This is a genomic window from Acidovorax sp. FG27, from assembly GCF_040365715.1.
Classification (GTDB): Bacteria; Pseudomonadota; Gammaproteobacteria; order Burkholderiales; family Burkholderiaceae_C; genus Paracidovorax.
Window position 1 is genome coordinate 246494 of the sequence record NZ_BAABVY010000002.1, and the last position, 24573, is coordinate 271066.

The window sequence follows — 24573 nt, forward strand, 5'->3', positions numbered from 1 at the left end:
GTTCTCCTACTTGTTGAGCCAGACGAAGTACGTCATGAGCGCGAACACGCCCAGGATCATCACCAGCGCATAGTGATAGATGTAGCCGGACTGGAACCAGCGCACCACCGAGGCGATGCGGCCCACCAGCTTCCACGAGCCGTTCACCACCAGGCCGTCGATCAGCGCCTGGTCGCCGCCCTTCCAGAGACCGGTGCCCAGCACGCGGCTGCCGCGGGCGAACACGTTCTCATAGACCCAGTCCACGCCGTACTTGCCCTCGAGGGCCTGATAGACGCCGATCTTCTGCATGGCGGACTTGATGGCGGTGGGCCAGGCAGGCATCACCATGTAGAAGACATAGGACACGACCACGCCGGCCAGCGCCAGCCAGAACGGCGCAGCGGTGAAACCGTGCAAGGCCATGGGCACCCAGCCGTGGATGGCTTCGGCCAGCTCGGCCATGGCACCGTGCTTGGCGCCGTCCACGTAGATCACGCCCTTGAAGAAGTCGCCGAACAGCATGGGCATCAGTGCGATGGCACCGATCACCACCGACGGGATGGCCAGCAGCATCAAGGGGCCCGTCACCACGAGCGGCGACTCGTGCGGCTTGGCGTCGTGGCCGTGGCCATGGTGGTCGTCGTGGTGGTCGTCGGGGTGGTGCGCATCATGGTGATGGGCGTCGGGGTTCTGGTCGTAGCGCTCCTTGCCGTGGAACACCAGGAAGTACAGCCGGAACGAATAGAACGCGGTGATGAACACACCCGCCAGCACGGCGAAGTTGGCGAAGCCGGCGCCCGGCAGGTTGGTGGCGTGCACCGCCTCGATGATCGCGTCCTTCGAATAGAAACCGGAGAAGAACGGCGTGCCGATCAGCGCCAGGTTGCCCAGCAGAAAGGTGATCCAGGTGATGGGCATGTACTTGCGCACGCCGCCCATCCAGCGGATGTCCTGGTTGTGGTGCATGCCCATGATGACCGAGCCGGCACCGAGGAACAGCAGCGCCTTGAAGAACGCGTGGGTCATCAGGTGGAACACGGCCACCGAGTAGGCGGACGCGCCCAGCGCCACGGTCATATAGCCCAGCTGCGACAGCGTGGAATACGCGATCACCCGCTTGATGTCGTTCTGGATGATGCCGAGCACGCCCATGAAGAGGGCCGTGATGGAGCCGATCACCAGGATGAAGTTGAGCGCGGCATCCGACATCTCATAGAGCGGCGACATGCGCGACACCATGAAGATGCCGGCCGTCACCATGGTGGCGGCGTGGATCAGCGCGGAAATGGGGGTCGGGCCTTCCATCGAGTCCGGCAGCCAGGCGTGCAGCGGGAACTGGGCCGACTTGCCCATGGCGCCGATGAACAGGCAGATGGCGATCACGGTGACCAGCAGCCAGCCCGTGCCGGGCAGCAGCGTGCTCTGCAGTTCGGGCAGCTTGGAGAAGATCTCGCCATAGTTCAGCGTGCCCGTGTACGCCGCGATCAGGCCGATGCCCAGGATGAAGCCGAAGTCGCCCACCCGGTTGACCAGGAACGCCTTCATGTTGGCGAAGATGGCGGAAGGACGGTTGTAGTAGAAGCCGATCAGCAGATAGGACACCAGGCCCACGGCTTCCCAGCCGAAGAACAGCTGCAGCAGGTTGTTGCTCATCACGAGCATCAACATCGAGAAGGTGAAGAGCGAGATGTACGAGAAGAAGCGGTTGTAGCCGTCGTCTTCCTGCATGTAGCCGATGGTGTAGATGTGGACCATCAGCGACACGAAGGTCACCACGCACATCATCATCGCGGTGATGCTGTCGATCAGGAAGCCGACTTCCATCTTCAGGCCGCCGACCACCATCCAGGTGTAGATGGACTGGTCGAAGCGCGCCCCATCGGAGACCACGCTGTTGAACGTGAGGGCCGACAGGATGAAGGCGATCAGCACGCCGAGGATCGTCAGCGTATGGCTGCCGCCGCGGCCGATCTTGTTGCCGCCAAAGGCTGTGCCCCAGATACCCGCGAGCGCGGAACCCACCAGCGGCGCCAGGGGCACCGCCAGGAGCATGGATGCAGAGAGGGTTTGACTCATTCTTGAGAACCTTGCTTGTGTCCGGCGACCATCAACCCTTGAGGGTGTTGAGGTCTTCCGCGTTGATGCTGGATTTGTTGCGGAAGAGCAGAACCAGGATGGCCAGGCCGATGGCGGACTCGGCGGCGGCCACGGTCAGGATGAAGAACACGAACACCTGGCCGTGCATGTCGCCCAGGTAGTGGGAGAAGGCCACGAAGTTCATGTTCACCGCCAGCAGCATCAATTCGATCGCCATCAGCAGCACGATCAGGTTGCGGCGGTTCAGGAAGATGCCGATCACGGCCATGGCGAACAGCATGGCTCCCAGCGTCAGAAAGTGGCCCAGGGTCAACGTCATGCCTTCTTCTCCTCGACGGCGGCGGCCACGGGAGCCGGTTCTTCAGCCTTGCGCGTGGCAGGCACCTGCACCATCGCCACGCGGTCGCTGGCGCGCACGCGGATCTGCTCGGACGGGCTGATGGTCTTGTTGTCCTTGCGCTGGCGCAGGGTGAGCGCGATGGCGGCGATCATGGCCACCAGCAGGATCACGGCGGCGATCTCGACCGGGTAGAGATACTCGGTATAGAGCAGCTTGCCCAGGGCGCGGGTGTTCGAATACGGAATGGCCTGCCCCGCCGCATCCACCATCACGGCGACGGCCTTGGGCTCGTCCATGCCGCGGAAGCCGGTCATCAGCACCGCGCCCATCTCGAGGGCGATCAGCGCGCCGATGAAGGCGGCCAGCGGGAAGTGCCGCCAGAAGCCCCGGCGGACATGGTCGATGTGGATGTCCAGCATCATCACCACGAACAGGAACAGCACCATCACCGCGCCCAGGTAGACGAGCACCAGCGCGATGGCGAGGAATTCGGCCTTGAGCAACAGCCAGATGGCCGCAGCTTGGGAGAAGGCGAGGATCAGATGCAGCACGGCGTGCACGGGGTTGCGCGCGGTGATGACCCGGAAGGCTGCGTACAGCAGCACGACCGAGAACAGATAGAAGAAACCAGTCTTGGCGTCCATGGATCGGGTCTTTGTAAAGATCAGGCGGGAGCAGCGCCGCTCAGCGGTACTTGGCGTCCGCGGCCTTCGCTGCGGCAATCTCGGGCTCGTAGCGGTCGCCCACGGCCAGCAGCATTTCCTTCGTGAAGTACAGATCGCCGCGCTTCTCGCCGTGGTATTCCAGGATCTGGGTTTCCACGATGGAGTCGACCGGGCAGCTTTCCTCGCAGAAGCCGCAAAAGATGCACTTGGTCAGGTCGATGTCGTAGCGCGTGGTGCGCCGGGACCCGTCGGCGCGCACGTCGGACTCGATGGTGATGGCCAGCGCCGGGCACACCGCTTCGCACAGCTTGCAGGCGATGCAGCGCTCTTCGCCGTTTTCGTAGCGGCGCAGCGCGTGCAGGCCCCGGAAACGCGGCGACAGGGGCGTCTTTTCTTCAGGAAACTGCACCGTCACCTTGCGGCGGAAGGCGTAGCGGCCGGTCAGTGCCATGCCCTTGACCAGCTCCACCAGCATGAAGCTCTTGAAGAAATCCTTGATCGAGAAAGGTGATGCAGAAGCAACAGCAGTCATGGTTGTCCCCGCCTAGTTCCAGATGTTCCAGGGCGAATGCAGCCAAGCGCCCACGATAAGCAGCCACACCAGGGTGACCGGAATGAAGATCTTCCAACCCAGACGCATGATCTGGTCATAGCGGAACCGCGGAAAGGTCGCGCGGATCCAGATGAACATGGACACCACGACGAACGTCTTCAGGCCCAGCCAGATCCAGCCCGGGATGAAGCCCAGTGCCTCGACCGGCGGCAGCCACCCGCCCATGAACATCAGCACGCCCAGGATGGACACCAGCCACATGCTGGCGTATTCAGCCAGGAAGAACACCGCGAAGCCCATGCCCGAGTACTCGACCATGTGGCCGGCCACGATTTCCGCCTCGCCTTCGACCACGTCGAACGGGTGGCGGTTGGTTTCAGCGACGCCCGAGATCAGGTAGACGATGAAGATGGGCAGCAGCGGCAGCCAGTTCCAGGAGAGGAAGGTCAGGCCCATGTCTGCCATGGTGCCGCGGCCCTGGCTCGCGACCACGTCGATCAGGTTCATGCTGCCCGACACCATGATCACCACCAGGAAGCAGAAGCCCATGGCGATCTCGTAGCTCACCATCTGGGCCGATGCGCGCAGCGCACCCAGGAAGGCGTACTTCGAGTTCGATGCCCAGCCGGCGATGATGACGCCGTAGACCTCGATCGAGGTGATGGCCATGATCAGCAGCAGGCCTGCGTTCACGTTGGCCAGCACGGTTTCGGGGCCGAAGGGAATGGCCACCCACGCGGCGAGCGCCGGCATGATCGCCATCAGCGGGCCGAGCACGAAGAGGCCCTTGCTCGCGGCCGCAGGCTGGATGATTTCCTTGGTCAGCAGCTTCAGGCCGTCGGCCAGGGGCTGCAGCAGCCCGAACGGGCCGACGCGGTTGGGACCGTGGCGAACCTGCATGAAGCCCAGCAGCTTGCGCTCCCAGAGCGTCAGGTAGGCGACCGCACCCATGAGCGGCGCCACGATGGCGACGATCTTCAGCAGGATCCAGAGCACGGGCCAGGCAGCGGCCGTCCACCAGGTGTAGGGCAGCAGATGCAGCCCGCCGTTGTACAGCGCGTCGATCATGCTGCGACTCCTTCAGCTGCGTAGCGGGCATCGGCCGTCAGTTGCAGCGACGTGGCACGGCGCACCAGGCCATCGAGCTGGTAGATGCTGGCCACGACCGGCTCGCCCACGGCGGCGCCTTCCGCGGCTGCGGGCGCTTCCGAGGTCGTGTTGTCCAGGCTCTCCGCGGGCAGGAAGTCCAGCGCCGCGGCGCCCGGCGCCACGCCGGTGGCCTGCGCCAGCACCTGTTGCGAGGTCTCGAAATCGAGGCCCGGCACACCCAGCAGGTTGCCGAGCACGCGCAGCACCTTCCACGCCGGACGGGCGTCGCCTTGCGGCTTCACCACCGCATGGAAGCCCTGCAGCCGGCCTTCCGCATTCGCGAACGTACCCGAGGTTTCCGAGAACGGCGCGATGGGCAGCAGCACGTCGCTGAATTCCATGTTCGCCTTGAATGGGCTCAGCGTGACGACCATGTCGGCCTGCGCCAGGGCGCGGCCGGCTTCGACGCCGAAGGCGGAGTCGTACACCGGCTCGGTGTTGAGCAGCAGCGCCGCCTTCAGGCCGCCGGTGAGCATCTGTCCGGCGTTCAGGCCGTTCGACTGCGGCTGCGCGCCGACGAACTGCGCGCCCACGGTATTGGCCGCTTCGGTCAGGTAGCCCACGGTCGCATCGGTGTGCGCGCCGATCCACTGCGCCATGGCGAGCAGCTGTGAAGCCTGCGCATGGTGCGCGGCGCCATTGCCCAACAGGATGGCACGGCGCTCGCCCGACAGCAGCGCCTGGGCGATGCCACGCGCTTCCTCGCCGATTTCGCCCACGGCGTGGGGTGCGGCAACGTTCTTTTCCTGCGCGATGGCGGCAGCGATGGCACCGAGCGCGCCCAGCCATTCGGCGGCGGGCATCACCACGGACCGCTCGACGGGCATGGCCCAGTCGTGTGCCTGGCTGTGGATGGACGTCACGCGGCAGCCGCGGCGGGCGGCCTGGCGGATGCGCTGCGCGAACAGCGGATGGTCCTTGCGCAGGTTGGAGCCCACCACCAGCACGGATTGCAGGGTGGACAGCGATGCGATCGAGGTGCCGAGCCAGCGCACGCCTTCGAAGGCAGTGAACTCGGCGTTGCGCAGGCGGTAATCGATGTTGTCGCTGCCCAGGCCACGCACCAGCGCGCCGGCCAGGTACAGCTCTTCCAGCGTGCTGTGCGGGCTGACCAGGGCGCCGATGCGGCTAGCACCGTGGTCGTTGCGCACGCTCTGCAGGCCATTGGCCACGTACTCCAGCGCAGTCTGCCAATCGACTTCCTGCCACTGGCCGCCCTGCTTCAGCATGGGGCGGGTCAGGCGGTCGTCGCCGTTGAGCGCTTCGTAGGAGAAGCGGTCGCGGTCGGCGATCCAGCACTCGTTGACGTCTTCGTTCTCCAGCGGCACGACGCGCATCACGCGGTGGTTCTTGACCTGGACGATCAGGTTGGCGCCGGTCGAATCGTGCGGGCTCACCGACTTGCGGCGCGACAGCTCCCAGGTGCGGGCGCTGTAGCGGAAGGGCCTGCTGGTCAGTGCACCGACGGGGCAGATGTCGATCATGTTGCCCGACAGCTCGGAGTCGACCGTGTCGCCGACCACCGTGGTGATTTCGGAATGCTCGCCGCGGTGGATCATGCCCAGCTCCATCACGCCGGCCACTTCCTGGCCGAAGCGCACGCAGCGGGTGCAGTGGATGCAGCGGCTCATCTCTTCCATCGAGATCAGCGGGCCGACGTCCTTGTGGAACACCACGCGCTTTTCTTCGTCGTAGCGCGAGGAGGAACCGCCGTAGCCCACGGCCAGATCCTGCAGCTGGCATTCACCGCCCTGGTCGCAGATCGGGCAGTCCAGCGGGTGATTGATGAGCAGAAACTCCATGACCGACTGCTGGGCCTTGATGGCCTTGTCGCTCTTGGTGCGCACGATCATGCCCTGCGTCACCGGCGTGGCGCAGGCGGGCATGGGCTTGGGCGCCTTCTCCACGTCCACCAGGCACATGCGGCAGTTGGCGGCGATGGAAAGCTTCTTGTGATAGCAGAAATGGGGAATGTAGGTGCCCGCCTTCTCGGCCGCATGCATCACCATGCTGCCTTCGGCGACTTCCACCTTCTGCCCGTCCAGTTCGATTTCAACCATATGCGTTCTCGAGGTCAGGCAGAGGCAGGCGCCTGGGGAGTCTGTTGTCGGATCAGCGCTTCGAACTCGGGGCGGAAGTGCTTGATCATGGCGCGCACGGGCATGGCCGCTGCGTCGCCCAGGGCGCAGATCGTGCGCCCCTGGATGTTGTCCGCCACCGAATTGAGCAGGTCGAGGTCGCCCACGCGCCCTTCGTTGTGCTGGATGCGGTCGATCACGCGCCACATCCAGCCGGTGCCTTCACGGCACGGCGTGCACTGGCCGCAGGATTCGTGCGAGTAGAAGTACGACAGGCGCAGCAGGCTCTCGACCATGCTGCGGGAGTCGTCCATCACGATGACGGCGCCCGAGCCCAGCATGGAGCCGGCCTTGGCGATGGAGTCGTAGTCCATCGTGCATTCCATGATGATGGATGCCGGCAGCACCGGGGCGGACGAACCGCCGGGAATCACCGCCTTGAGCTGCCGGCCCTTGCGCACGCCGCCGGCGAGTTCCAGCAGCTTGGCGAACGGCGTGCCCATGGGCACTTCGTAGTTGCCGGGCTTCTCCACGTCGCCGGACACCGAGAAGATCTTGGTGCCGCCATTGTTCGGCTTGCCGCAGGCGAGATACGCCGCGCCGCCGTTGCGGATGATCCAGGGCACCGCCGCGAAGGTCTCGGTGTTGTTGATCGTGGTGGGCTTGCCGTAGAGGCCGAAGCTCGCGGGGAACGGGGGCTTGAAGCGCGGCTGACCCTTCTTGCCTTCCAGCGACTCCAGCAGGGCCGTTTCCTCGCCGCAGATGTACGCGCCGAAACCGTGGGCCGCGTGCAGCTGGAAGCTGTAGTTGCTGCCCAGGATCTTGTCGCCCAGATAGCCCGCCGCACGGGCTTCTTCCAGCGCCTCTTCGAAACGGTCGTAGGTCTGGAAGATCTCGCCGTGGATGTAGTTGTAGCCCACGGAGATGCCCATCGCGTAGGCCGCGATGATCATCCCCTCGATGACGATGTGCGGGTTGAACTGCAGGATGTCGCGGTCCTTGCACGTGCCCGGCTCGCCTTCGTCCGAATTGCAGACGAGGTACTTCTGGCCGGGGAACGAGCGGGGCATGAAGCTCCACTTCAGGCCCGTCGGAAAGCCCGCGCCGCCGCGGCCGCGCAGGCCCGATTCCTTGACGGTGGCGATGACCTGGTCCTGCGTCATCGGCTCGCCGCCATCGGTGCCCAGGATCTTGCGCAGGGCCTGGTAGCCGCCGCGGGCCTCGTAGTCCTTGATGCTCCAGTTCGTGCCGTCCAGGCCCGCATAGATCTGCGGCTCGATGTGGCGGTCGTGGAAGCAGGTCTGGACGCCCGTGGCCTGGAACTGCGAGAGGATTTGTGCGGCGGTGGTCATGCGCGCTCCTCCACACGGCCGGGCGCGGCGCCTTCGGCCTGCCGGAGCCCGTCCACCAGCTGGTCGAGCTTGTCGTTGTCCATGAAGCTGCACATCGTGCGGTCGTTGACCAGCATGACGGGGGAATCGGCGCAGGCGCCCAGGCACTCGGACTGCTGCAAGGTGAAGAGGCCGTCCGGCGTAGTCTCGCCCATGGCGATGCCGAGCTTCTTTTCCAGGTGGTGCAGCGCCTTCTGGCCGTCGCGCAGCTGGCACGGCAGGTTGGTGCAGACGTTCAGCTTGAACTTGCCCGTCGGCTGCTGGTTGTACATGTTGTAGAACGTCGTGACTTCGTGCACGGCGATCTGCGGCATGCCCAGGTATTCGGCGATGACGGCTTCGCTCTCGGTGCTCACCCAGCCCTGCTCCTGCTGGACGATGGAGAGGCACGCCATCACGGCCGACTGCTTCTGCTCGGGCGGGTACTTCGCCACTTCGCGCGCGAAACGCGCCTTGGTCGCTTCGGTAATCATCGATCAATCTCCCCGAACACGATATCCATGGTGCCGATGATGGCCACCGCGTCGGCAATCATGTGGCCCCGCGCCATTTCGTCGAGGGTCGCCAGGTGGGCGAACCCCGGGGCACGGATCTTCAGACGGTAGGGCTTGTTGGCGCCATCGCTCACGAGGTAGATGCCGAACTCGCCCTTGGGATGCTCGACGGCGGCATAGGCCTCGCCCTCGGGCACGCGGAAGCCTTCGGTGAAGAGCTTGAAGTGGTGGATCAGCTCTTCCATGTTGGACTTCATGGACTCACGCGACGGCGGCGCCACCTTGTGGTTGTCCGTGATGACCGGGCCGGGGTTGGCACGCAGCCAGTCCACGCACTGCTTGATGATGCGGTTGGACTCGCGCATTTCCTGCACGCGCACCAGGTAGCGGTCGTAGCAGTCGCCCGTCTTGCCCACCGGCACGTCGAAATCGACGCGGTCGTAGGCGTCGTAGGGCTGCTTCTTGCGCAGGTCCCAGGCGATGCCCGAGCCGCGCAGCATCGGGCCGGTCATGCCCAGGTTGAGCGCGCGCTCGGGCGTCACCACGCCAATGCCGACGGTGCGCTGCTTCCAGATGCGGTTGTCGGTCAGCAGGGTTTCGTACTCGTCCACGCACTTGGGGAAGCGCTTGGTGAAGTCGTCGATGAAGTCGAGCATCGAACCCTGGCGGTTCTGGTTCAGCGCGTCGATGGCCTTCGCATTGCGGATCTTGTTGACCTTGTACTGCGGCATCGAGTCGGGCAGGTCGCGGTAGACGCCGCCCGGACGGAAATACGCCGCATGCATACGCGCGCCCGACACCGCTTCGTAGATGTCGAACAGGTCCTCGCGCTCGCGGAAGGTATAGATCAGGATGGTGGAGCTGCCGCAATCGTTGCCGTGCGAACCGAGCCACATCAGGTGGTTCAGCAGACGGGTGATCTCGGAGAACATCACGCGGATGTACTGCGCGCGCAGCGGCACGTCGAGGCCCAGCAGCTTCTCGATGGCGAGGCAATAGGCGTGCTCGTTGCACATCATCGACACGTAGTCCAGCCGGTCCATGTAGGGCAGCGACTGGATGAAGGTCTTGTGCTCGGCCAGCTTCTCGGTGGCGCGGTGCAGCAGGCCGATATGCGGGTCGGCGCGCTGGACGACTTCGCCGTCCAGCTCGAGCACCAGGCGCAGCACGCCGTGGGCGGCCGGGTGCTGGGGCCCGAAGTTCAGGGAGTAGTTCTTGATTTCAGCCATGGTGGATCACTGAGCGCCGGAACGCCTCAATGCAGGCCTCCGTAATTGTCTTCGCGGATGATGCGGGGCGTTACCTCGCGCGGCTCGATGGTCACGGGCTCGTAGATCACCCGGCGCTGGTCGGCGTCGTAGCGCATCTCGACATGGCCGGTCAGCGGGAAGTCCTTGCGGAACGGGTGGCCGATGAAACCATAGTCGGTCAGGATGCGGCGCAGGTCGTTGTGGCCGTCGAACACGATGCCGTACAGGTCGAACGCTTCGCGCTCGTACCAGTTGGCGGAGTTCCACAGCTCGGACACCGAAGCGACCACGGGCAGGTCGTCGTCCGGGCAGAACACCTTGACGCGAACGCGCTGGTTCAGGCTCACCGACAGCAGGTGGGAGACCACGCCGTAGCGGGCACCCTCCACACCGACGTCGCGGTAGGCGGAATAGTCCACGCCGCACAGATCGACCAGCTGCTCGAACTGGCAGCCCGGCGCATCGCGCAGGATCTGCATGGCAGCCAAGTAGTCGGCGGCAGAGACCACCACGGTGACCTCTTCCAGTTGCACCGTGATCGAACGCAGCTTGTCGCCCAGGGCGCCAGCGATCACATCCCGCAGCACGTCGGGGCGAATGGCAATAGCAGTCATGTTCGGGCCTTCAGACGCGCGCGATGGTATTGGTGCGGCGGATCTTCTGCTGCAGCTGGATGATCCCGTAGATCAGCGCTTCGGCCGTGGGCGGGCAGCCCGGCACGTAGACGTCGACCGGCACGATGCGGTCGCAGCCGCGCACCACCGAATAGCTGTAGTGGTAGTAGCCGCCGCCGTTGGCGCAGGAGCCCATGGAGAGCACCCAGCGGGGCTCGGACATCTGGTCGTACACCTTGCGCAGCGCCGGCGCCATCTTGTTGCACAGGGTGCCGGCCACGATCATCAGGTCGGACTGGCGGGGGCTGGCGCGGAACACCTCGGCGCCGAAGCGGCCGATGTCGTAGCGCGCAGCGGCCGCGTGCATCATCTCGACCGCGCAGCAGGCCAGACCAAAGGTCATGGGCCACAGCGAGCCGGTCTTGGCCCAGTTCACCACCGAGTCGTAGCTCGTGGTGATGAAGCCTTCCTTCATCACGCCTTCAATCATCGTGTCGTCCTTTGTTCTGGCCGTTCATTCCCAATCCAGCGCACCCTTTTTCCACTCGTAGGCGAAGCCCACGACCAGGATGGCCAGAAAGATCACCACGGCGATGAATCCCGTCAAACCCACATCGTGCAGGGCAACCGCCCATGGGAAGAGGAATGCGATTTCCAGATCGAAAAGAATGAAGAGGATGGCGACGAGGTAGTACCGGACGTCGAACTTCATGCGGGCGTCTTCGAAGGCTTCGAAGCCGCATTCGTAGGGGGAGTTTTTCGCCGCGTCGGGGCGATTGGGGCCGAGGACATAGCCCAGGATCAGCGGGACGGCGCCCACGCCGATGCCGACCAAAATGAACAGAAGAACGGGGAGGTACTGATCGAGGTTCATCTGGAGGATTTGCTCATCGCTGAGGACTCCCCACACACGCTCCGTTGCAGAGCATGTGAGGGGGCCTTTTGATTGGTGCCGTCGGCGAGACTCGAACTCGCACAGCTTTCGCCACTACCCCCTCAAGATAGCGTGTCTACCAATTTCACCACGACGGCTGATTTATGTACCTGGATGGCATGAGGAACCTTTGAGGTTTTGGCTTGTCCAGGCAATCCGTGATTCTACTCCGGAAATTCCCTTACCTCGCTCACACGAGGTCACGGAAAGCAGATTATTTGGTCGGAATCTGGCCCGCGCCGGATGCCGGCGTCGCTGGCACGGCAGGCACTGCGACAGGCGCTGACGCCACCGGGCGCGCACCCGCCGGCACGGCTGCGGCCGGGCCGCCTTCCAGCACGCTGCCGGTGGTCGCCGGGCGGGCGTTGCTGAAGTAGGCCAGTGCCAGCGTGGCGACGAAGAACACCGCCGCCAGCACCGAGGTGGTGCGCGACAGGAAGTTGGCGCTGCCGCTGGCGCCGAACAGGCTGCCCGAGCCGCCGCTGCCGAAGGCCGCGCCCATGTCGGCGCCCTTGCCGTGCTGGATCAGGATGAGCCCGATCATGCCCAGCGCGGTGAGCATCTGGATGGCGAGGATGACGTTGACCAATACATTCATTCTTCAGTACTCCTGTTTTGATAGCAGCCGGCGCAGATCTTCAGCGCGCTGCGGCAATGATTTGCAGAAAATCGGGGGCCTTGAGCGAGGCTCCGCCCACCAGCCCGCCGTCGATGTCGTTTTCAGACAACAGCTGAGCGGCATTGGCCGCGTTCATGCTGCCGCCGTAGAGCAGCGGGATGCGGTCGGCCTTGTCGGTCGCGGCGGCCAGTTGCGCGCGCAGCACGGCGTGCACTTCCTGGGCCTGCGCCGGCGTGGCCGTGCGGCCGGTGCCGATGGCCCAGACGGGCTCGTACGCGACCACGATCTCGCTGATGCAGTGGCCGTTGACGTGGATCACGGCAGCCAGCTGGCGTTTGACGACCACCTCGGTCTGCCCTGCTTCGCGCTCGGCCAGCGTCTCGCCCACGCACACGATGGGCGTGATGCCCGCCGCCAGGGCGCGCTGCGCCTTCGCGGCCACGACGGCGTCGGTTTCGCCGTGGTACTGGCGGCGCTCGGAATGGCCGACAAGCGCGTAGCGCACGCCGAAATCGCGCAGCATGGCTGCCGAGACTTCACCCGTGAAGGCGCCCGACTCGTGCTGCGACACGTCCTGCGCCGCCAGGGCGATGCCGGAGCCCGTAACCAATGCCTGCACCTGCGCCAGGTAGGCGGCCGGAACCGCCACGGCCACGTCGCAGGTGGGCGGCGAGGCCAGCCCATCCTGCAGCGCCTTGAGCAGCGCTTCGTTGGCGGCCAGGCCGCCGTTCATCTTCCAGTTGCCGGCGATGAGTTTCTTTTTCATGCGGTCCACGTCAAGACAATCTTGCCGATGTGTTGATTCGATTCCATCAGGGCATGGGCCTGCGCGGCGTCGCCGGCGTCCAGCGTGCTGTGGATCACGGGGCGCACGGCACCGGATTCGAGCAGCGGCCAGACGTCCTTGCGCAGCGCGCGGGCGATCGCGCCCTTGAACTCCACCGAGCGGGGCCGCAGCGTCGATCCGGTCACCGTGAGCCGCTTGCGCAGCACCAGGCTGGCGTTGAACTCGGCCTTCACCCCGCCCTGCACCGCGATGATGACCAGGCGGCCGTCCTCGGCCAGGCATTCCACCTCGCGGCTGACGTAGTCGCCCGCCACCATGTCCAGGATCACGTCGACGCCGCGGCCTTGCGTGATGCGCTGGACTTCGGCGACGAAGTCGTGCGTCTTGTAGTTGACGGCATGGTGGGCGCCCAGCGCCAGGCAGGCGGCGCACTTGTCGTCGCTGCCCGCCGTCACCACCACCGTGGCGCCGCGTGCGCGGGCCAGCTGGATGGCCGTCACGCCGATGCCGCTGCTGCCGCCCTGCACGAGCAGCACCTCGCCCGCCTGCAGGCGGCCGCGGTCGAAGACGTTGCTCCACACCGTGAAGAACGTTTCGGGCAGCGAGGCCGCCTCCACGTCGCTCAGGTTGGCCGGCACCGGCAGGCATTGCTCGACCGGCGCCACGCACCACTCGGCATAGCCACCGCCCGCCAGCAAGGCGCAGACGCGGTCGCCGATGCGCAGGCCGGCTTGCGCGAGCGTCTCGGCTTCGCCGCCCTCGACCACGCCGGCCACTTCCAGACCGGGAAGGTCCGAACTGCCCGGCGGCGGTGCGTAGTGGCCCTTGCGCTGCAGCACGTCGGGGCGGTTGATGCCACTGGCCGCCACGCGGATCAGCAGCTCGCCCGGACCCGGCGTGGGCACGGGCCGCTCGCCCAGTTTCAGCCCTTCAGGCGGGCCGAACGCCGTGATTTCCACGGCGCGCATGACTCGGTTCATCGGGATGACCTTGTGACCTTGTATGGGATCGAAAAACAGCTCCGGCGCTTGTCGCACAAGCGCCGGCAGCTATCGTTTCAGTAGCAATCAGCCGTTGAACTGGCCGCCGTCGGCGCTGGGCGCGGCGTGTTGCTGCTGCGCCTCGGCGCGGCCGCCATCACGGCGCTCGCCCCGGTCCTGGCGCTCGGCGCGCTCCGGACGGCCACCCTGGTCGCCCGCGGGGCGGTCCAGCAGGGCCTTCATGGACAGCTTGACGCGGCCCTTCTCGTCCGTCTCCAGCACCTTCACCTTGACGATCTGGCCTTCGGTCAGGTAGTCGGTGACCTTTTCCACGCGCTCATGGGCGATCTGGCTGATGTGCAGCAGGCCGTCCTTGCCGGGCAGCAGGTTGATCAGCGCACCGAAGTCCAGAATCTTGACGATCGGGCCTTCGTAGATCTTGCCGATCTCGACTTCGGCCGTGATCTGCTCGATGCGGCGCTTGGCTTCGTCGGCCTTGGCGTTGTCGGTGGCGGCGATGGTGATCGTGCCGTCTTCGTCGATGTTGATCTGGCAGCCGGTCTCTTCGGTCAGCGCACGGATCACGGAGCCGCCCTTGCCGATCACGTCGCGGATCTTCTCGGGGTTGATCTTCATCGTGTAGAGCTTGGGCGCGAAATCGGACACCTCGGTCTTGGCTTCGCCCATGGCTTCCTGCATCTTGCCCAGGATGTGCATGCGCGCTTCCTTGGCCTGGGCCAGTGCGACCTGCATGATCTCCTTGGTGATGCCCTGGATCTTGATGTCCATCTGCAGGGCGGTGATGCCGGCGGTCGTGCCGGCCACCTTGAAGTCCATGTCGCCCAGGTGATCCTCATCGCCCAGGATGTCGGTCAGCACGGCGAAACGGTTGTCTTCCTTGATCAGGCCCATGGCAATGCCGGCCACATGGGCCTTCATCGGCACGCCGGCGTCCATCATCGACAGGCAGCCGCCGCAGACCGAAGCCATCGACGAGGAACCGTTCGATTCGGTGATCTCCGACACCACGCGGATGGTGTAGGGGAATTCTTCCTTCGTCGGCAGCACGGCGACGAGCGCGCGCTTGGCCAGGCGGCCGTGGCCGATCTCGCGGCGCTTGGTGGAGCCCATGCGGCCCACTTCGCCGGTGGCGAAGGGAGGCATGTTGTAGTGGAACATGAAGCGGTCTTCGAACTCGCCGGCCAGCGCGTCGATGCGCTGCGCGTCGCGCTCGGTGCCCAGCGTGGAGATCACCAGGGCCTGGGTTTCGCCACGCGTGAACAGGGCCGAGCCGTGCGTGCGGGGCAGCACGGAGTTGCGGATCTCGATGGGGCGCACGGTGCGCGTGTCGCGGCCGTCGATGCGGGGCTCGCCGGCCAGGATCTGGCTGCGCACGATCTTCGATTCGATGGCGAACAGCAGGTCACCCACCTTGCCGGCATCGAACGGCTCGCCGCTTTCCTTCAGCGACGCCATCACGCTGGCATTGGCTTCGCGCAGGGCCTGCGTGCGGGCCTGCTTGCTGCGGATCTGGTAGACGGCGCGCAGCTTGTCTTCAGCCAGGCCCTTGACCTTGGCGACGAAGGCTTCGTCTTCGGCGGGCGCCTGCCAGTCCCACACGGGCTTGCCGGCGTCGCGCACCAGCTCATGGATGGCGTTGATGGCGATGTTGGCCTGCTCGTGGCCGAACACCACGCCGCCCAGCATGATTTCTTCGCTGAGTTGCTGGGCTTCGGATTCGACCATCAGCACGGCGGCTTCGGTGCCGGCGACGACCAAGTCCATCTGCGAATTCTTGCGGGCGGTCTGGCCCGGGTTCAACACGTACTCGCCGTTGATGTAGCCCACGCGCGCGGCGCCGATGGGGCCGGCGAACGGGATGCCGGAGATGGCCAGCGCAGCGCTCACGCCGATCATGGCGGCGATGTCGGCATCGACTTCAGGGTTGAGCGACACGGTGTGGATCACCACGTGCACTTCGTTCAGAAAGCCTTCGGGGAACAGCGGGCGGATCGGACGGTCGATCAGGCGGCTGGTCAGCGTTTCGTGTTCGCTGGGCTTGGCTTCGCGCTTGAAGAAGCTGCCGGGGATCTTGCCAGCGGCGTAGGTCTTCTCGATGTAGTCGACGGTCAGCGGGAAGAAGTCCTGGCCGGGCTTGGCCGATTTGGAGGCCGCCACGGTGGCGAGGATGACGGTGCCGTCGATCTCTACCAGCACGGCGCCGTTGGCCTGGCGGGCGATTTCGCCCGTTTCCATGACGACGGTCTTGTCGCCCCACTGGAAGGACTTGGTGACTTTGTTGAAGATGGTCATGCGTATTTCCTATGCTTCGGTTTTGATAGCTGGCTGCCCAGAGCCAGCAAGGGCCGGAGACCCAAGTCAGAACACGATGCCATTCCAGTGGGCCTGGGGCCCGGGCACCGAACCCAGGACCATTGGAATGACACAGCTTCGCTCTGCTTATGGAGACTCCGAAGTAAAAAACGCCTGAGCTAGCGTGCTAACCCAGGCGTTTCGGCATGCGAATGCGCTTACTTGCGCAGACCCAGCTTGGCGATCAGCGCCGTGTAGCGGTCAGCATCCTTGGCCTTCAGGTAGTCCAGCAGCTTGCGGCGGCGGCTCACCATGCGCAGCAGGCCGCGGCGACCGTGGTGGTCCTTGGCGTGTTGCTTGAAGTGGGGGGTCAGCTCGTTGATACGGGCGGTCAGCAGTGCGACTTGCACTTCTGGGCTGCCGGTGTCGTTGGCGGCGCGGGCGTTGGCCTTGACGACTTCGGCCTTGATGGAGGATGCGATCATTGGATTTCCTTTGTATGGAGGCGGGCCGCCAGAGTCGCACCCTGCAAGGGCGGATCGGAGCGGCGGCTGGCGCCCCCGGTTTACTTGCGCTGGCGGCTGGAACGGCCACCGGCGTGCGTCTTGCACCATGCAAAACCGGCCGATTATAACCCGAGCCACTTTTTCAGCCGCCCCACCCCCTCCGCCAGCCGGCCCGTGTCCTGGGAGGCGAAGCACCAGCGCAGCCAGCCTTCGGCTTCGTCGGCGAACGCCACGCCCGGCGCCAGGCCCAGGCCCGCCTCGGCCACCAGGCGCTTGGCCAGCGCCAGCGAGTCGGGCTGACCCTCCAGCCGGAAGAACGCGTACATGCCGCCCTTGGCCGGCGCGACGGAGACCCCGGGCAGCGCCTGCAGGAGCGGCACCAGCGTGTCGCGGCAGGCGCGCATGTGCGCCACCACCCGGGGCGTGATGTCGGCCTCGTGCGCCAGCGCCGCCAGGCCGGCCCGCTGGGTGAAGACGCTCACACAGGAGGTATTGAACTCCACCAGCTTGCCCATGTGGGGCGTCAGCGCCGGCGGCATCACCAGCCAGCCCAGGCGCCAGCCCGTCATGAGAAAGCTCTTGGAAAAGCTCTGCACCACCACCAGCCGGTCGTCCGGCTGCGCGATGTCGAGGAAGCTGGGAGCGCAGGCGTTGGGTGTCGGCTCGTAATACAGGCGTTCGTACACCTCGTCGGCCAGGATCCAGGTGCCGGTGGCGCGGCAGTGCGCCAGGATGGTGCACTGCTCCTGGGCCGACAGCGTCCAGCCGGTGGGGTTGTTGGGCGCATTCAGCACCAGCAGGCGCGTGGCGGGGGTGATGGCGGCCAGCAGCGCGGCCATGTCCAGCGCCCAGGCGCCGTCCGGCTGCGGGCTGAGCGGCACGCAGCGCAGGCGTGCGCCCAGCACCACGGGCTGGGCCGTCAGGTTGGGCCAGACCGGCGTGACCGCGACGACCTCGTCGCCAGCATCCAGCAATGCCTGCATCGCCAGCATGAGCGCGTTCACGCCACCCGAGGTGATGGCGATGCGGTCCATGCCCACCGCGCCGTGCAGCCGGCTGGCATAGGCCGCGACCTGCTCGCGCAGGTCCGGCAGGCCCAGGTTGTGGGAATAGAAGGTCTCGCCGCGTTGCAGGGAGGCCACCGCCGCATCGCGGATGACCTGGGGCGTGGGCTCGTCGCTTTCGCCGAACCAGAAAGGCAGCACGTCGCCACGGCCCATGCCGGCGTTGGCGACTTCACGGATACGGGATTCCTGCAGGGTGGCGAGGGTGGCGCGCATGGGCTGGACTAATGAACGAGTGGAATGAAAACGGAACGCAGGCACTGTAGCGGAACGTCAACCCGCCTTGCCTTTGCGGCCGAAACCCGCGCACCCGGCTTATATTGCGGCCAGGGAGATTGCTTCATGATTCGAGCCCACGTTTCACCAACATCAGCGGTGCGCCAGCGGCGCAGCCGTCCGTTCCTGCGCCATGCCATCACCTCGCTGGCCCTGCCTTGGGCGCTCGCCGGGATGCTGGCAGCCGCGCCGTCCCAGGCCGCCGCCGCCGACAAGACGGCCAGGGTGGCATCCGCCAAGGCGCCCAAGCCGCACAAACGAGCTGGCCTGCGCGTGAAGGACTCACAGAACCATTCGGGCGAGACCCCGGCCCAGCGGGACCGGCGCCTGCTGCGCGAATGCAAGGGCCTGCCGAACGCGGGCGCCTGCCGGGGCTACGCCCGGCCCTGAACCGATCCGGCCACCCCCGCGTAGGCGGGTCGGCCGGCGAGGCGCGGTCGCCCTCAGGCAGGCGCGACCACGCCCCGGCCGGAAAAGTGCCCTTCGGCATTCGCCAGGAACTGATCGATGCTGCTTTGCACTGCCTCGGGCGACCAGCCGGCCACGTGCGGGGTCAGCAGCACGTTGTCCAGCGCGATCAGCGACTCGGGCGGCGCCGGCTCGCTTTCATAGACATCGAGGCCCGCGCCAGCGATGCGGTGCTCGCGCAGGGCGGCCGCCAGGGCGTCGGTGTCGACCACGCTGCCGCGCGAGATGTTGACGAGATAGCCCTGCGGGCCCAGCGCATCCAGCACGTCGGCGCCGATGCGGTGGCGGGTGGCGGGGCCGCCGGGCGTGGCGCAGACGAGCACGTCGCACCATTTGGCCAGGGCCTCCAGGCTGTCGAAATAACGGTGGTCCACGCCCTGGCGCGGCTGGCGGTTGTGATAGCCCACCGGCATGTCGAACGCGGCGGCGCGCCGTGCGATCTTCTGCCCGATGGCCCCCAGCCCGAAGATGCCCAGGCGCTTGCCCGACACGTTGGGCGGCAGCGGGATGGCCGTGCGCCAGACGCCTTCGCGCACCAGCCGGTCCAGCGGGCGCAGGCCGCGCACGACGCCCAGCAGCAGCCCGAAGGCATGGTCGGCGACGCATTCGTCGTTGGTGCCGGCGCCCGTCGCCACGGTGATGCCGCGCGCACGGGCGGCCTCCACGTCGATGTTTTCATAGCCCGCGCCGAGCGCGCAGACCAGCTCCAGCGACGGCATGGCCACCATTTCCTGCGCCGTCAGGCCCGTCGAGCCGATGGTCAGCACAGCACGGAACCGCTCGCCCTGTGTGGCGATGGCCGCCGTGCGGTCCGACGCGGTCGGGGCGTAGTGCAGGTCGTAGCGTTCGGCGATCTGTGCCTGGTGGCCCGGCGCCAGGGTGTGGATGACGAGCAGGGGGATCTTGGGATCGGTCAAAGCATCAACTCCAGATATTGCTACCCTTTCGATAGCGCAAAGCCCAATCGCATGGAGCGCTGCAGCCCGAAAAGGCCAGAACCAGACAGTGGGGTACGCAGTGGAACCCCCATGGTGCCGATGGTAACCATGCACGAAACTTGCTCGGCCTTTCCGGCCGCGCCTTCGGCGCTTTCCACGCCGCGGCCCCCCCTTCGCTCCACGGCTGTCATCCGTGCGGGGGCACCGTCCGTTAGCTGAACTTTCCACTGCTTCGCCACTCAGTCCGATCCATGATGAAACGCTGGTCCGTCTTCTCCTGCCTCGCCCTGGCCATGGCTGTCACGGCGGGCTGCGCCACGCTCGACGCCAAGCAGCGCGAATGGATCTTCCAGCCCAGCGACCGGGCCTGGGGCGGCATGCAGATGACCGACGGCATGCAGGACGTGTGGATCGACTTCCAGTCCACCGTCACCTCGCGCGCCGAGAAGCTGCACGGCCTCTGGATGCCGGCCGGCCAGGCCGACGCGCCGGTGCTGCTGTACCTGCACGGCGCCCGCTGGAACGTGACCGGCTCGGCGCCGCGCATCCGCCGCATGCAGGAGATGGGTTTCTCGGTGCTGGCGGTGGACTATCGGGGCTTCGGGCGCAGCAGCGCGGGCCTGCCCTCCGAAGCCACCGCGCTGGAAGACGCCCACACCGCCTGGCGCTGGCTGGCTGGCAAGGCGCCGCGCAGCGACCGCTACATCTTCGGCCACTCCCTGGGCGGCGCCATCGCCATCGACCTGGCCGCGCAGGTGCCGGACGAGAAAGGCACCATCGTCGAAGGCACCTTCACCAACATCGCCGAAGTGGTCAGCACCTTCAAGTGGGGCTGGCTGCCGATCTCCGGCCTCATCACTCAGCGCTTCGAGTCGGCGCAGAAGGTGGCCCACATCGGCTCGCCGCTGCTGGTCGTGCACGGCAGCGACGACCGGCTCATCCTGCCGTCGCTCGGCCGCAAGCTCTACGAGGCGGCGCAGGAGCCCAAGCGCTTCGTCGTCGTGGAAGGCGGCACGCACCACAACACCAACGACCTGGGGCAGGACCAGTACCGCGAGGCGCTGGCCGACCTGTTCAAGCTGGGCCCGCCGGGCAGCGGCGCGCAGCAGGCGTCGGCGGTGCCGGCGCAGCGTATCTGACCGGCCCGCTGGCGGCCTGCCCGTGACCTGAACCCAGGCCGGCAGGCAGCGGCAGGACGGGCACCAGCGCCGGTCGGCGCAGGGCGCGCGGCGCGCCAGGGCGGCCGTCTCTGGTACCCTCGCCCGCACCATGTCCGCATCCTCCGCCGCCCCCGGGTCGGAGCCCTTGCCGAGCACGGCCCTGTCACCCGGCCTTGCCGTGGTCGTGCTGGCCCTGCTGCTGAGCATTCAGCCCGTCACCACCGATCTCTACCTGCCCGCCCTGCCCGCGCTCACGCGCAGCCTGGGCGCCAGCGTCGCCTCCGCCCATCTCACCCTGAGCGCGCTGCTGCTGGCCTTCGGCGTCTCGCAGCTCGCGTGGGGGCCGCTCTCCGACCGCTTCGGCCGCCGCCCCATCCTGCTCGTCGGCCTGGCGGCCTACACCGCCGCCTCGGTGGGCAGCGCGCTCGCGCCGTCCATGGACTTGCTGGTGGTGTGGCGCACGGCCCAGGGCGCGGCGATGGGCGCGGTGGTGATGTGCGCCCGCGCCATCGTGCGCGACCTATACACGCCGCTGGCCGGCGCCCGCGCCATGTCCAAGGCGCTGACCGGGCTGGGCCTGATCGCCTGCCTGTGCGCCCCGCTGGGCGGGCTGCTGGCCGATGCGCTGGGCTGGCGCGCCGCGCTGCTGGTGCTCACCGCCTATGCCATCGCCACGCTCACCCTGGTCGCGCTGCGCCTGCCCGAGACGCTGGCGCAGCGCAACCCGCGCGCCCTGCACCCCGCCACGCTGGTGCGCACCTGGGCGCACGTGCTGGGCACGCCCGCGTTCTGGGCGTTTTCGCTGCTGACCACCGCCAGCTACGGCGGGCTGTTCACCTTCCTGGCCGCATCGTCCTTCGCCTTCATCGACGTGCTGGGCCTGTCCCGCACGGCCTACGGCATGGCGCTGCTCTCCACGGCGCTGGCCTACCTGCTGGGCACGCTGCTGTGCCGGCGGCTGCTGGCGCGGCTGGGGCTGGTACGCACCGTGGCGCTGGCGGGGGCGCTCAGCGCGGCCGGGGGCTGCGGGCTGGTGGCTTGCTCGCTGGCGGGCTGGCCCTCGCCCTGGGCGCTGCTGCTGCCCTTCTATCTCTTCATGCTGGGCCACGGCATCCACCAGCCCTGCGGCCAGAGCGGCGCGGTCGGCCCGTTTCCGCAGGCCGCGGGCGTGGCCTCGGCGCTCAACGGTTTCATGATGATGCTGGCGGCCTTCGGCAGCGGGGCCTGGCTGGGTGCGCAGCCGGCCGGCACCGCCCTGCCGCTGGTGCAGGGCGTCGCTTTCTGGGCGGCGCTGCTGGCCGCCATCGCGTGGACGCTGGTGCCGCGCTTCGCCGGAGGCCTGCATGCCTCGCGCTGACGCCTGGCCCGCCGCCATCGCCCTGGCCGGCCCCACCGCCTCGGGCAAGACCGCCGGCGCGCTCGCCATCGCCCAGGCGCTGGCGCCCGCGCTGCCGGTGGAAATCATCAGCGTCGATTCGGCGCTGGTCTATCGCGGCATGGACATCGGCACCGCCAAGCCCAGCGCCGACGAGTTGGCCCGCGTGCCGCACCACCTGATCGACATCCGCGACCCCCTGCAGGCCTACAGCGCGGCCGAATTCGTGGCCGACGCGCAGCGCCTCATGGGCGAGATCCGCGCACGCGGCGCGCTGCCGCTGCTGGTGGGCGGCACCATGCTGTACCTGAAGGCGCTGGAAGGCGGCATCGACGACATGCCGCCCGCCGACCCCGCCGTGCGCGCCCGGCTGGAGGCCCAGGCCGCCGCCATCGGCTGGCCCGGCATGCATGCCGAACTGGCCCGCGTCGACCCCGTCACGGCCGCGCGCCTGGCGCCAGCCGACAGTCAGCGCATCCAGCGGGCGCTGGAGGTGTGGCATGTCTCGGGCCAGCCGCTCTCCCACTTCCACACTTCCAAAAAGATAGCATCAAGCCCAGGCGCACCGGGCGCCATCGCCCTTTTTTCTCTGGAACCGCAAGACCGCGCTTGGCTGCATGGGCGCATCGCCCAGCGCTTCGACGCCATGCTGCAGGCCGGCTTCGTCGACGAAGTGCGTCGCCTGCGCGCCCGTGGCGACCTGCACCCGGACCTGCCCTCGATGCGCTGCGTGGGCTACCGCCAGGCCTGGGAGGCGCTGGACTTCGAAGCCGCTACCGGCCAGTGGCCCGCCGCCGACCTGCGCGAACGCGGCGTGGCGGCCACGCGGCAGCTGGCCAAGCGCCAGATCACCTGGCTGCGCGGCATGCCCCAGCGCCAGGTCATCGCCTGTGACGCGGCGGACGCCACCGGCACGCTGGTGCGCCGCGTGCAGGCGCTGCTGGCCGAGAGGCCCGCGCCATGAACGCCGCCGCGCCCCCCACTCCGGCGAGCGATGCCGCAACCGGCCCGGTGCTCACCGTGACCGGCCTGGGCAAGCACTATGGCGAGGAGGCCGTCTTCCGCGGTGTCGACCTGCAGGTGCAGCGCGGCGAATTCATCGCCATCGTGGGCGACTCGGGCGTGGGCAAGTCCACGCTGCTCAACTGCCTGGCGGGGCTGGACACCTGGGACGAGGGCCGCATCCTGCAGGGCGACATCGACCTGGGCACGCTGGACGACACCCAGAGGGCACTCTGGCGGCGGCGGCAGGTGGGCTTCGTGTTCCAGGCCTTCCATGTGCTGCCGCACCTGGACGTGGCGCAGAACGTGGCCCTGCCGCTCATGCTGCTGGGCCGGCAAGACCCCGCCCGCGTCGACCGGATGCTGGCCGCCGTCGGCCTGCAGGGGCTGGGGTCGCGCCTGCCCCAGCAGCTGAGCGGCGGCCAGCTGCAGCGCGTGGCCATCGCCCGCGCCCTGGTGCACCGCCCCGCCCTGCTGCTGGCCGACGAGCCCACCGGCAACCTGGACCCTGGCACGGCCTCGCGGGTGATGGAACTGCTTCAGGCACAGACCCGCGAAAATGGCACGGCGCTGGTGCTGGTGACGCATTCGCAGGCCGCCGCGGCGCTGGCCGACCGGGTGTTGCGGTTGCGCATGAACGGTTTGGCAACGTCGGGGTGAAGCGCCACCGGCCGGGCCGTGAAACGGTTCATCGCCCGAACGCTGGCGCACTCCTTTGGGGGGGCACGCATCACATCTTCAACGAGGCGCCATTGCAAAAGAGCGGCTTGAATGTGCTGGACGTGGCGCGCAGCAGCCCGTCCAGCACGCTGCACTGCCGGTTGCCGTCGGTGAGATATTTGCTGTCGCCCGTGGCCTTGTAGGCGCAGATATCGAACTGCGCGATTCTGTCGTAGCTATAGACCTGCGGATCCGAGGTATCTCCCGGGTACTTCAGTTGGCTGCAGGCCGCCAGACTGCCAGAGCCAGAGCCAGAGCCAGAGCCAGAGCCAGAGCCCGAACCCGAGCCGGAACCGGAACCGGAACCGGAGCCGGAGCCGGAGCCGGAGCCAGGGGGTGCGAATCGCACGTCGCTCTTGCCCAGCGTCACGGCCCCGGAACCCGCCGCCTCGATGGCCAGCATGGTTTCATCCTTGGCCACCAATCCAGCGATGGTGGTGCCGCCGGTGCCCGCAACCAGCTGGACCTTGCCGATCGCCTGGTAGCCGGTCTTCAGCAGATTGTTGTCGTTGTCGATGGTGATGTCCGACGGAACGCCCGCCACCTCCATGCCGCGCGTCCCTGCCCTGAACTTGGCCAGCTTGTTGTACGCGTCGACCACGGACTCGCCGTTGCTGCTGCCGGCAAAGCTGATGTAGGTGGTGGACGCAGCAGGAGGGGAATCCTCCGAGGAGCCGCCCCCGCCGCAGGCGGCCAAAAGGCCCATGGCTGCGCCCATGAGACCGAGGCGGACCGGGGCAAGGCGAGAAGCGGAACAAGGAGAAGCAACAGGGAACGTCATGGTGGGTCCTGGGATGAGAGGCTTGCGAAGAGGACGG

25 protein-coding genes and 1 tRNA gene are annotated in these 24573 nt (G+C 67.0%); 5 read left to right on the forward strand and 21 right to left on the reverse strand.

The annotated features are described in order from the left end of the window. Positions 1–6: 6 nt before the first annotated feature. The 19 genes from nuoL to ABWV53_RS01725 form a co-directional block, all read right to left on the reverse strand. Positions 7–2058, reverse strand: a complete 2052-nt coding sequence (nuoL, locus tag ABWV53_RS01635) for an NADH-quinone oxidoreductase subunit L (RefSeq protein WP_353362258.1) — start codon at positions 2056–2058, stop codon at positions 7–9. Positions 2059–2089: 31 nt separating this feature from the next. Beyond that, positions 2090–2398 carry an NADH-quinone oxidoreductase subunit NuoK gene (nuoK, locus tag ABWV53_RS01640; RefSeq protein ID WP_056665810.1) on the reverse strand — a complete coding sequence of 103 codons (309 nt, stop codon included), beginning with the start codon at positions 2396–2398 and terminating at the stop codon, positions 2090–2092. Beyond that, the gene (locus ABWV53_RS01645) at positions 2395–3063 is read right to left on the reverse strand and encodes an NADH-quinone oxidoreductase subunit J (RefSeq protein WP_353362261.1); all 669 of its coding nucleotides are present in this window, start codon (positions 3061–3063) and stop codon (positions 2395–2397) included. Before ABWV53_RS01645 ends, nuoK begins: the two co-directional genes overlap by 4 nt. Positions 3064–3103: 40 nt before the next feature. Further along, complete coding sequence (gene nuoI, locus ABWV53_RS01650; protein ID WP_056665818.1) at positions 3104–3616, reverse strand: NADH-quinone oxidoreductase subunit NuoI; 513 nt, start codon at positions 3614–3616, stop codon at positions 3104–3106. Between the two features lie 12 nt (positions 3617–3628). Further along, entirely contained in the window at positions 3629–4705 is a 1077-nt protein-coding gene (nuoH, locus tag ABWV53_RS01655) for an NADH-quinone oxidoreductase subunit NuoH (protein ID WP_353362263.1), read from the reverse strand. After that, positions 4702–6846 carry an NADH-quinone oxidoreductase subunit NuoG gene (gene nuoG, locus ABWV53_RS01660; protein WP_353362265.1) on the reverse strand — a complete coding sequence of 715 codons (2145 nt, stop codon included), beginning with the start codon at positions 6844–6846 and terminating at the stop codon, positions 4702–4704. Before nuoG ends, nuoH begins: the two co-directional genes overlap by 4 nt. A gap of 14 nt (positions 6847–6860) precedes the next feature. Next, the gene (gene nuoF / locus ABWV53_RS01665; RefSeq protein ID WP_353362267.1) at positions 6861–8216 is read right to left on the reverse strand and encodes an NADH-quinone oxidoreductase subunit NuoF; all 1356 of its coding nucleotides are present in this window, start codon (positions 8214–8216) and stop codon (positions 6861–6863) included. Then, entirely contained in the window at positions 8213–8728 is a 516-nt protein-coding gene (nuoE, locus tag ABWV53_RS01670; RefSeq protein ID WP_353362269.1) for an NADH-quinone oxidoreductase subunit NuoE, read from the reverse strand. The genes nuoF and nuoE overlap by 4 nt, the downstream gene beginning before the upstream one ends. After that, positions 8725–9978, reverse strand: coding sequence for an NADH-quinone oxidoreductase subunit D (locus ABWV53_RS01675; protein WP_056665831.1), 1254 nt, complete (start codon positions 9976–9978; stop codon positions 8725–8727). The genes nuoE and ABWV53_RS01675 overlap by 4 nt, the downstream gene beginning before the upstream one ends. Positions 9979–10004: 26 nt before the next feature. Then, positions 10005–10613 carry an NADH-quinone oxidoreductase subunit C gene (locus tag ABWV53_RS01680; RefSeq protein WP_353362272.1) on the reverse strand — a complete coding sequence of 203 codons (609 nt, stop codon included), beginning with the start codon at positions 10611–10613 and terminating at the stop codon, positions 10005–10007. Between the two features lie 10 nt (positions 10614–10623). Beyond that, positions 10624–11103, reverse strand: coding sequence for a NuoB/complex I 20 kDa subunit family protein (locus ABWV53_RS01685; protein ID WP_007849129.1), 480 nt, complete (start codon positions 11101–11103; stop codon positions 10624–10626). A 24-nt stretch (positions 11104–11127) separates the two neighbouring features. Beyond that, positions 11128–11487 (reverse strand): NADH-quinone oxidoreductase subunit A, encoded by a 360-nt coding sequence (locus ABWV53_RS01690; RefSeq protein WP_056665836.1) that lies wholly within the window; start codon positions 11485–11487, stop codon positions 11128–11130. A 73-nt stretch (positions 11488–11560) separates the two neighbouring features. Continuing rightward, positions 11561–11645 (reverse strand) — tRNA-Leu (locus ABWV53_RS01695). A 116-nt stretch (positions 11646–11761) separates the two neighbouring features. Further along, positions 11762–12145 (reverse strand): preprotein translocase subunit SecG, encoded by a 384-nt coding sequence (gene secG, locus ABWV53_RS01700; RefSeq protein WP_353362276.1) that lies wholly within the window; start codon positions 12143–12145, stop codon positions 11762–11764. A gap of 40 nt (positions 12146–12185) precedes the next feature. Beyond that, positions 12186–12932, reverse strand: a complete 747-nt coding sequence (tpiA, locus tag ABWV53_RS01705; protein WP_353362278.1) for a triose-phosphate isomerase — start codon at positions 12930–12932, stop codon at positions 12186–12188. Next, a complete protein-coding gene (locus ABWV53_RS01710; RefSeq protein WP_353362280.1) occupies positions 12929–13933 on the reverse strand; it encodes an NAD(P)H-quinone oxidoreductase in 1005 nt (334 codons plus the stop codon). The genes tpiA and ABWV53_RS01710 overlap by 4 nt, the downstream gene beginning before the upstream one ends. 87 nt (positions 13934–14020) lie before the next feature. Next, a complete protein-coding gene (pnp, locus tag ABWV53_RS01715) occupies positions 14021–16246 on the reverse strand; it encodes a polyribonucleotide nucleotidyltransferase (RefSeq protein WP_353362282.1) in 2226 nt (741 codons plus the stop codon). A 218-nt stretch (positions 16247–16464) separates the two neighbouring features. After that, positions 16465–16731: a 30S ribosomal protein S15 gene (gene rpsO, locus ABWV53_RS01720; protein ID WP_092937170.1), complete on the reverse strand. Its 267-nt coding sequence runs from the start codon at positions 16729–16731 to the stop codon at positions 16465–16467. A 143-nt stretch (positions 16732–16874) separates the two neighbouring features. Continuing rightward, the gene (locus ABWV53_RS01725) at positions 16875–18077 is read right to left on the reverse strand and encodes a pyridoxal phosphate-dependent aminotransferase (RefSeq protein ID WP_353362285.1); all 1203 of its coding nucleotides are present in this window, start codon (positions 18075–18077) and stop codon (positions 16875–16877) included. A gap of 81 nt (positions 18078–18158) precedes the next feature. Between ABWV53_RS01725 and ABWV53_RS01730 the strand changes: the two genes are divergently transcribed. Next, on the forward strand, positions 18159–18482 hold the full coding sequence (locus ABWV53_RS01730) for a hypothetical protein (protein ID WP_353362287.1): 324 nt from the start codon (positions 18159–18161) through the stop codon (positions 18480–18482). 53 nt (positions 18483–18535) lie between these two features. Here ABWV53_RS01730 and ABWV53_RS01735 read toward each other — a convergent pair whose 3' ends face one another. Continuing rightward, the gene (locus tag ABWV53_RS01735; protein WP_353362289.1) at positions 18536–19477 is read right to left on the reverse strand and encodes a 2-hydroxyacid dehydrogenase; all 942 of its coding nucleotides are present in this window, start codon (positions 19475–19477) and stop codon (positions 18536–18538) included. Between the two features lie 275 nt (positions 19478–19752). On the opposite strand from ABWV53_RS01735, the gene ABWV53_RS01740 reads away from it, so the two are divergent. From ABWV53_RS01740 to ABWV53_RS01755, 4 genes are all read left to right on the forward strand, one after another. Then, positions 19753–20637 carry an alpha/beta hydrolase gene (locus ABWV53_RS01740; protein WP_353362291.1) on the forward strand — a complete coding sequence of 295 codons (885 nt, stop codon included), beginning with the start codon at positions 19753–19755 and terminating at the stop codon, positions 20635–20637. Positions 20638–20767: 130 nt separating this feature from the next. Next, positions 20768–22015, forward strand: a complete 1248-nt coding sequence (locus ABWV53_RS01745) for a multidrug effflux MFS transporter (RefSeq protein ID WP_353362293.1) — start codon at positions 20768–20770, stop codon at positions 22013–22015. Further along, positions 22002–22997, forward strand: coding sequence for a tRNA (adenosine(37)-N6)-dimethylallyltransferase MiaA (gene miaA / locus ABWV53_RS01750; RefSeq protein ID WP_353362295.1), 996 nt, complete (start codon positions 22002–22004; stop codon positions 22995–22997). The genes ABWV53_RS01745 and miaA overlap by 14 nt, the downstream gene beginning before the upstream one ends. Further along, positions 22994–23695: an ABC transporter ATP-binding protein gene (locus ABWV53_RS01755; protein ID WP_353362297.1), complete on the forward strand. Its 702-nt coding sequence runs from the start codon at positions 22994–22996 to the stop codon at positions 23693–23695. The genes miaA and ABWV53_RS01755 overlap by 4 nt, the downstream gene beginning before the upstream one ends. A gap of 70 nt (positions 23696–23765) precedes the next feature. Here ABWV53_RS01755 and ABWV53_RS01760 read toward each other — a convergent pair whose 3' ends face one another. Beyond that, complete coding sequence (locus ABWV53_RS01760) at positions 23766–24536, reverse strand: hypothetical protein (protein ID WP_353362299.1); 771 nt, start codon at positions 24534–24536, stop codon at positions 23766–23768. Between the last annotated feature and the right edge of the window lie 37 nt (positions 24537–24573).

What these genes read in the sequence shown, in the direction of transcription:
- nuoL (WP_353362258.1), bottom strand. Translation starts at nt 2,058, where the DNA reads ATGAGTCAAACCCTCTCTGCATCCATGCTCCTGGCGGTGCCCCTGGCG.
- nuoK (WP_056665810.1), bottom strand. Translation starts at nt 2,398, where the DNA reads ATGACGTTGACCCTGGGCCACTTTCTGACGCTGGGAGCCATGCTGTTC.
- ABWV53_RS01645 (WP_353362261.1), bottom strand. Translation starts at nt 3,063, where the DNA reads ATGGACGCCAAGACTGGTTTCTTCTATCTGTTCTCGGTCGTGCTGCTG.
- nuoI (WP_056665818.1), bottom strand. Translation starts at nt 3,616, where the DNA reads ATGACTGCTGTTGCTTCTGCATCACCTTTCTCGATCAAGGATTTCTTC.
- nuoH (WP_353362263.1), bottom strand. Translation starts at nt 4,705, where the DNA reads ATGATCGACGCGCTGTACAACGGCGGGCTGCATCTGCTGCCCTACACC.
- nuoG (WP_353362265.1), bottom strand. Translation starts at nt 6,846, where the DNA reads ATGGTTGAAATCGAACTGGACGGGCAGAAGGTGGAAGTCGCCGAAGGC.
- nuoF (WP_353362267.1), bottom strand. Translation starts at nt 8,216, where the DNA reads ATGACCACCGCCGCACAAATCCTCTCGCAGTTCCAGGCCACGGGCGTC.
- nuoE (WP_353362269.1), bottom strand. Translation starts at nt 8,728, where the DNA reads ATGATTACCGAAGCGACCAAGGCGCGTTTCGCGCGCGAAGTGGCGAAG.
- ABWV53_RS01675 (WP_056665831.1), bottom strand. Translation starts at nt 9,978, where the DNA reads ATGGCTGAAATCAAGAACTACTCCCTGAACTTCGGGCCCCAGCACCCG.
- ABWV53_RS01680 (WP_353362272.1), bottom strand. Translation starts at nt 10,613, where the DNA reads ATGACTGCTATTGCCATTCGCCCCGACGTGCTGCGGGATGTGATCGCT.
- ABWV53_RS01685 (WP_007849129.1), bottom strand. Translation starts at nt 11,103, where the DNA reads ATGATTGAAGGCGTGATGAAGGAAGGCTTCATCACCACGAGCTACGAC.
- ABWV53_RS01690 (WP_056665836.1), bottom strand. Translation starts at nt 11,487, where the DNA reads ATGAACCTCGATCAGTACCTCCCCGTTCTTCTGTTCATTTTGGTCGGC.
- secG (WP_353362276.1), bottom strand. Translation starts at nt 12,145, where the DNA reads ATGAATGTATTGGTCAACGTCATCCTCGCCATCCAGATGCTCACCGCG.
- tpiA (WP_353362278.1), bottom strand. Translation starts at nt 12,932, where the DNA reads ATGAAAAAGAAACTCATCGCCGGCAACTGGAAGATGAACGGCGGCCTG.
- ABWV53_RS01710 (WP_353362280.1), bottom strand. Translation starts at nt 13,933, where the DNA reads ATGAACCGAGTCATGCGCGCCGTGGAAATCACGGCGTTCGGCCCGCCT.
- pnp (WP_353362282.1), bottom strand. Translation starts at nt 16,246, where the DNA reads ATGACCATCTTCAACAAAGTCACCAAGTCCTTCCAGTGGGGCGACAAG.
- rpsO (WP_092937170.1), bottom strand. Translation starts at nt 16,731, where the DNA reads ATGATCGCATCCTCCATCAAGGCCGAAGTCGTCAAGGCCAACGCCCGC.
- ABWV53_RS01730 (WP_353362287.1), top strand. Translation starts at nt 18,159, where the DNA reads ATGATTCGAGCCCACGTTTCACCAACATCAGCGGTGCGCCAGCGGCGC.
- ABWV53_RS01740 (WP_353362291.1), top strand. Translation starts at nt 19,753, where the DNA reads ATGAAACGCTGGTCCGTCTTCTCCTGCCTCGCCCTGGCCATGGCTGTC.
- ABWV53_RS01745 (WP_353362293.1), top strand. Translation starts at nt 20,768, where the DNA reads ATGTCCGCATCCTCCGCCGCCCCCGGGTCGGAGCCCTTGCCGAGCACG.
- miaA (WP_353362295.1), top strand. Translation starts at nt 22,002, where the DNA reads ATGCCTCGCGCTGACGCCTGGCCCGCCGCCATCGCCCTGGCCGGCCCC.
- ABWV53_RS01755 (WP_353362297.1), top strand. Translation starts at nt 22,994, where the DNA reads ATGAACGCCGCCGCGCCCCCCACTCCGGCGAGCGATGCCGCAACCGGC.
- ABWV53_RS01760 (WP_353362299.1), bottom strand. Translation starts at nt 24,536, where the DNA reads ATGACGTTCCCTGTTGCTTCTCCTTGTTCCGCTTCTCGCCTTGCCCCG.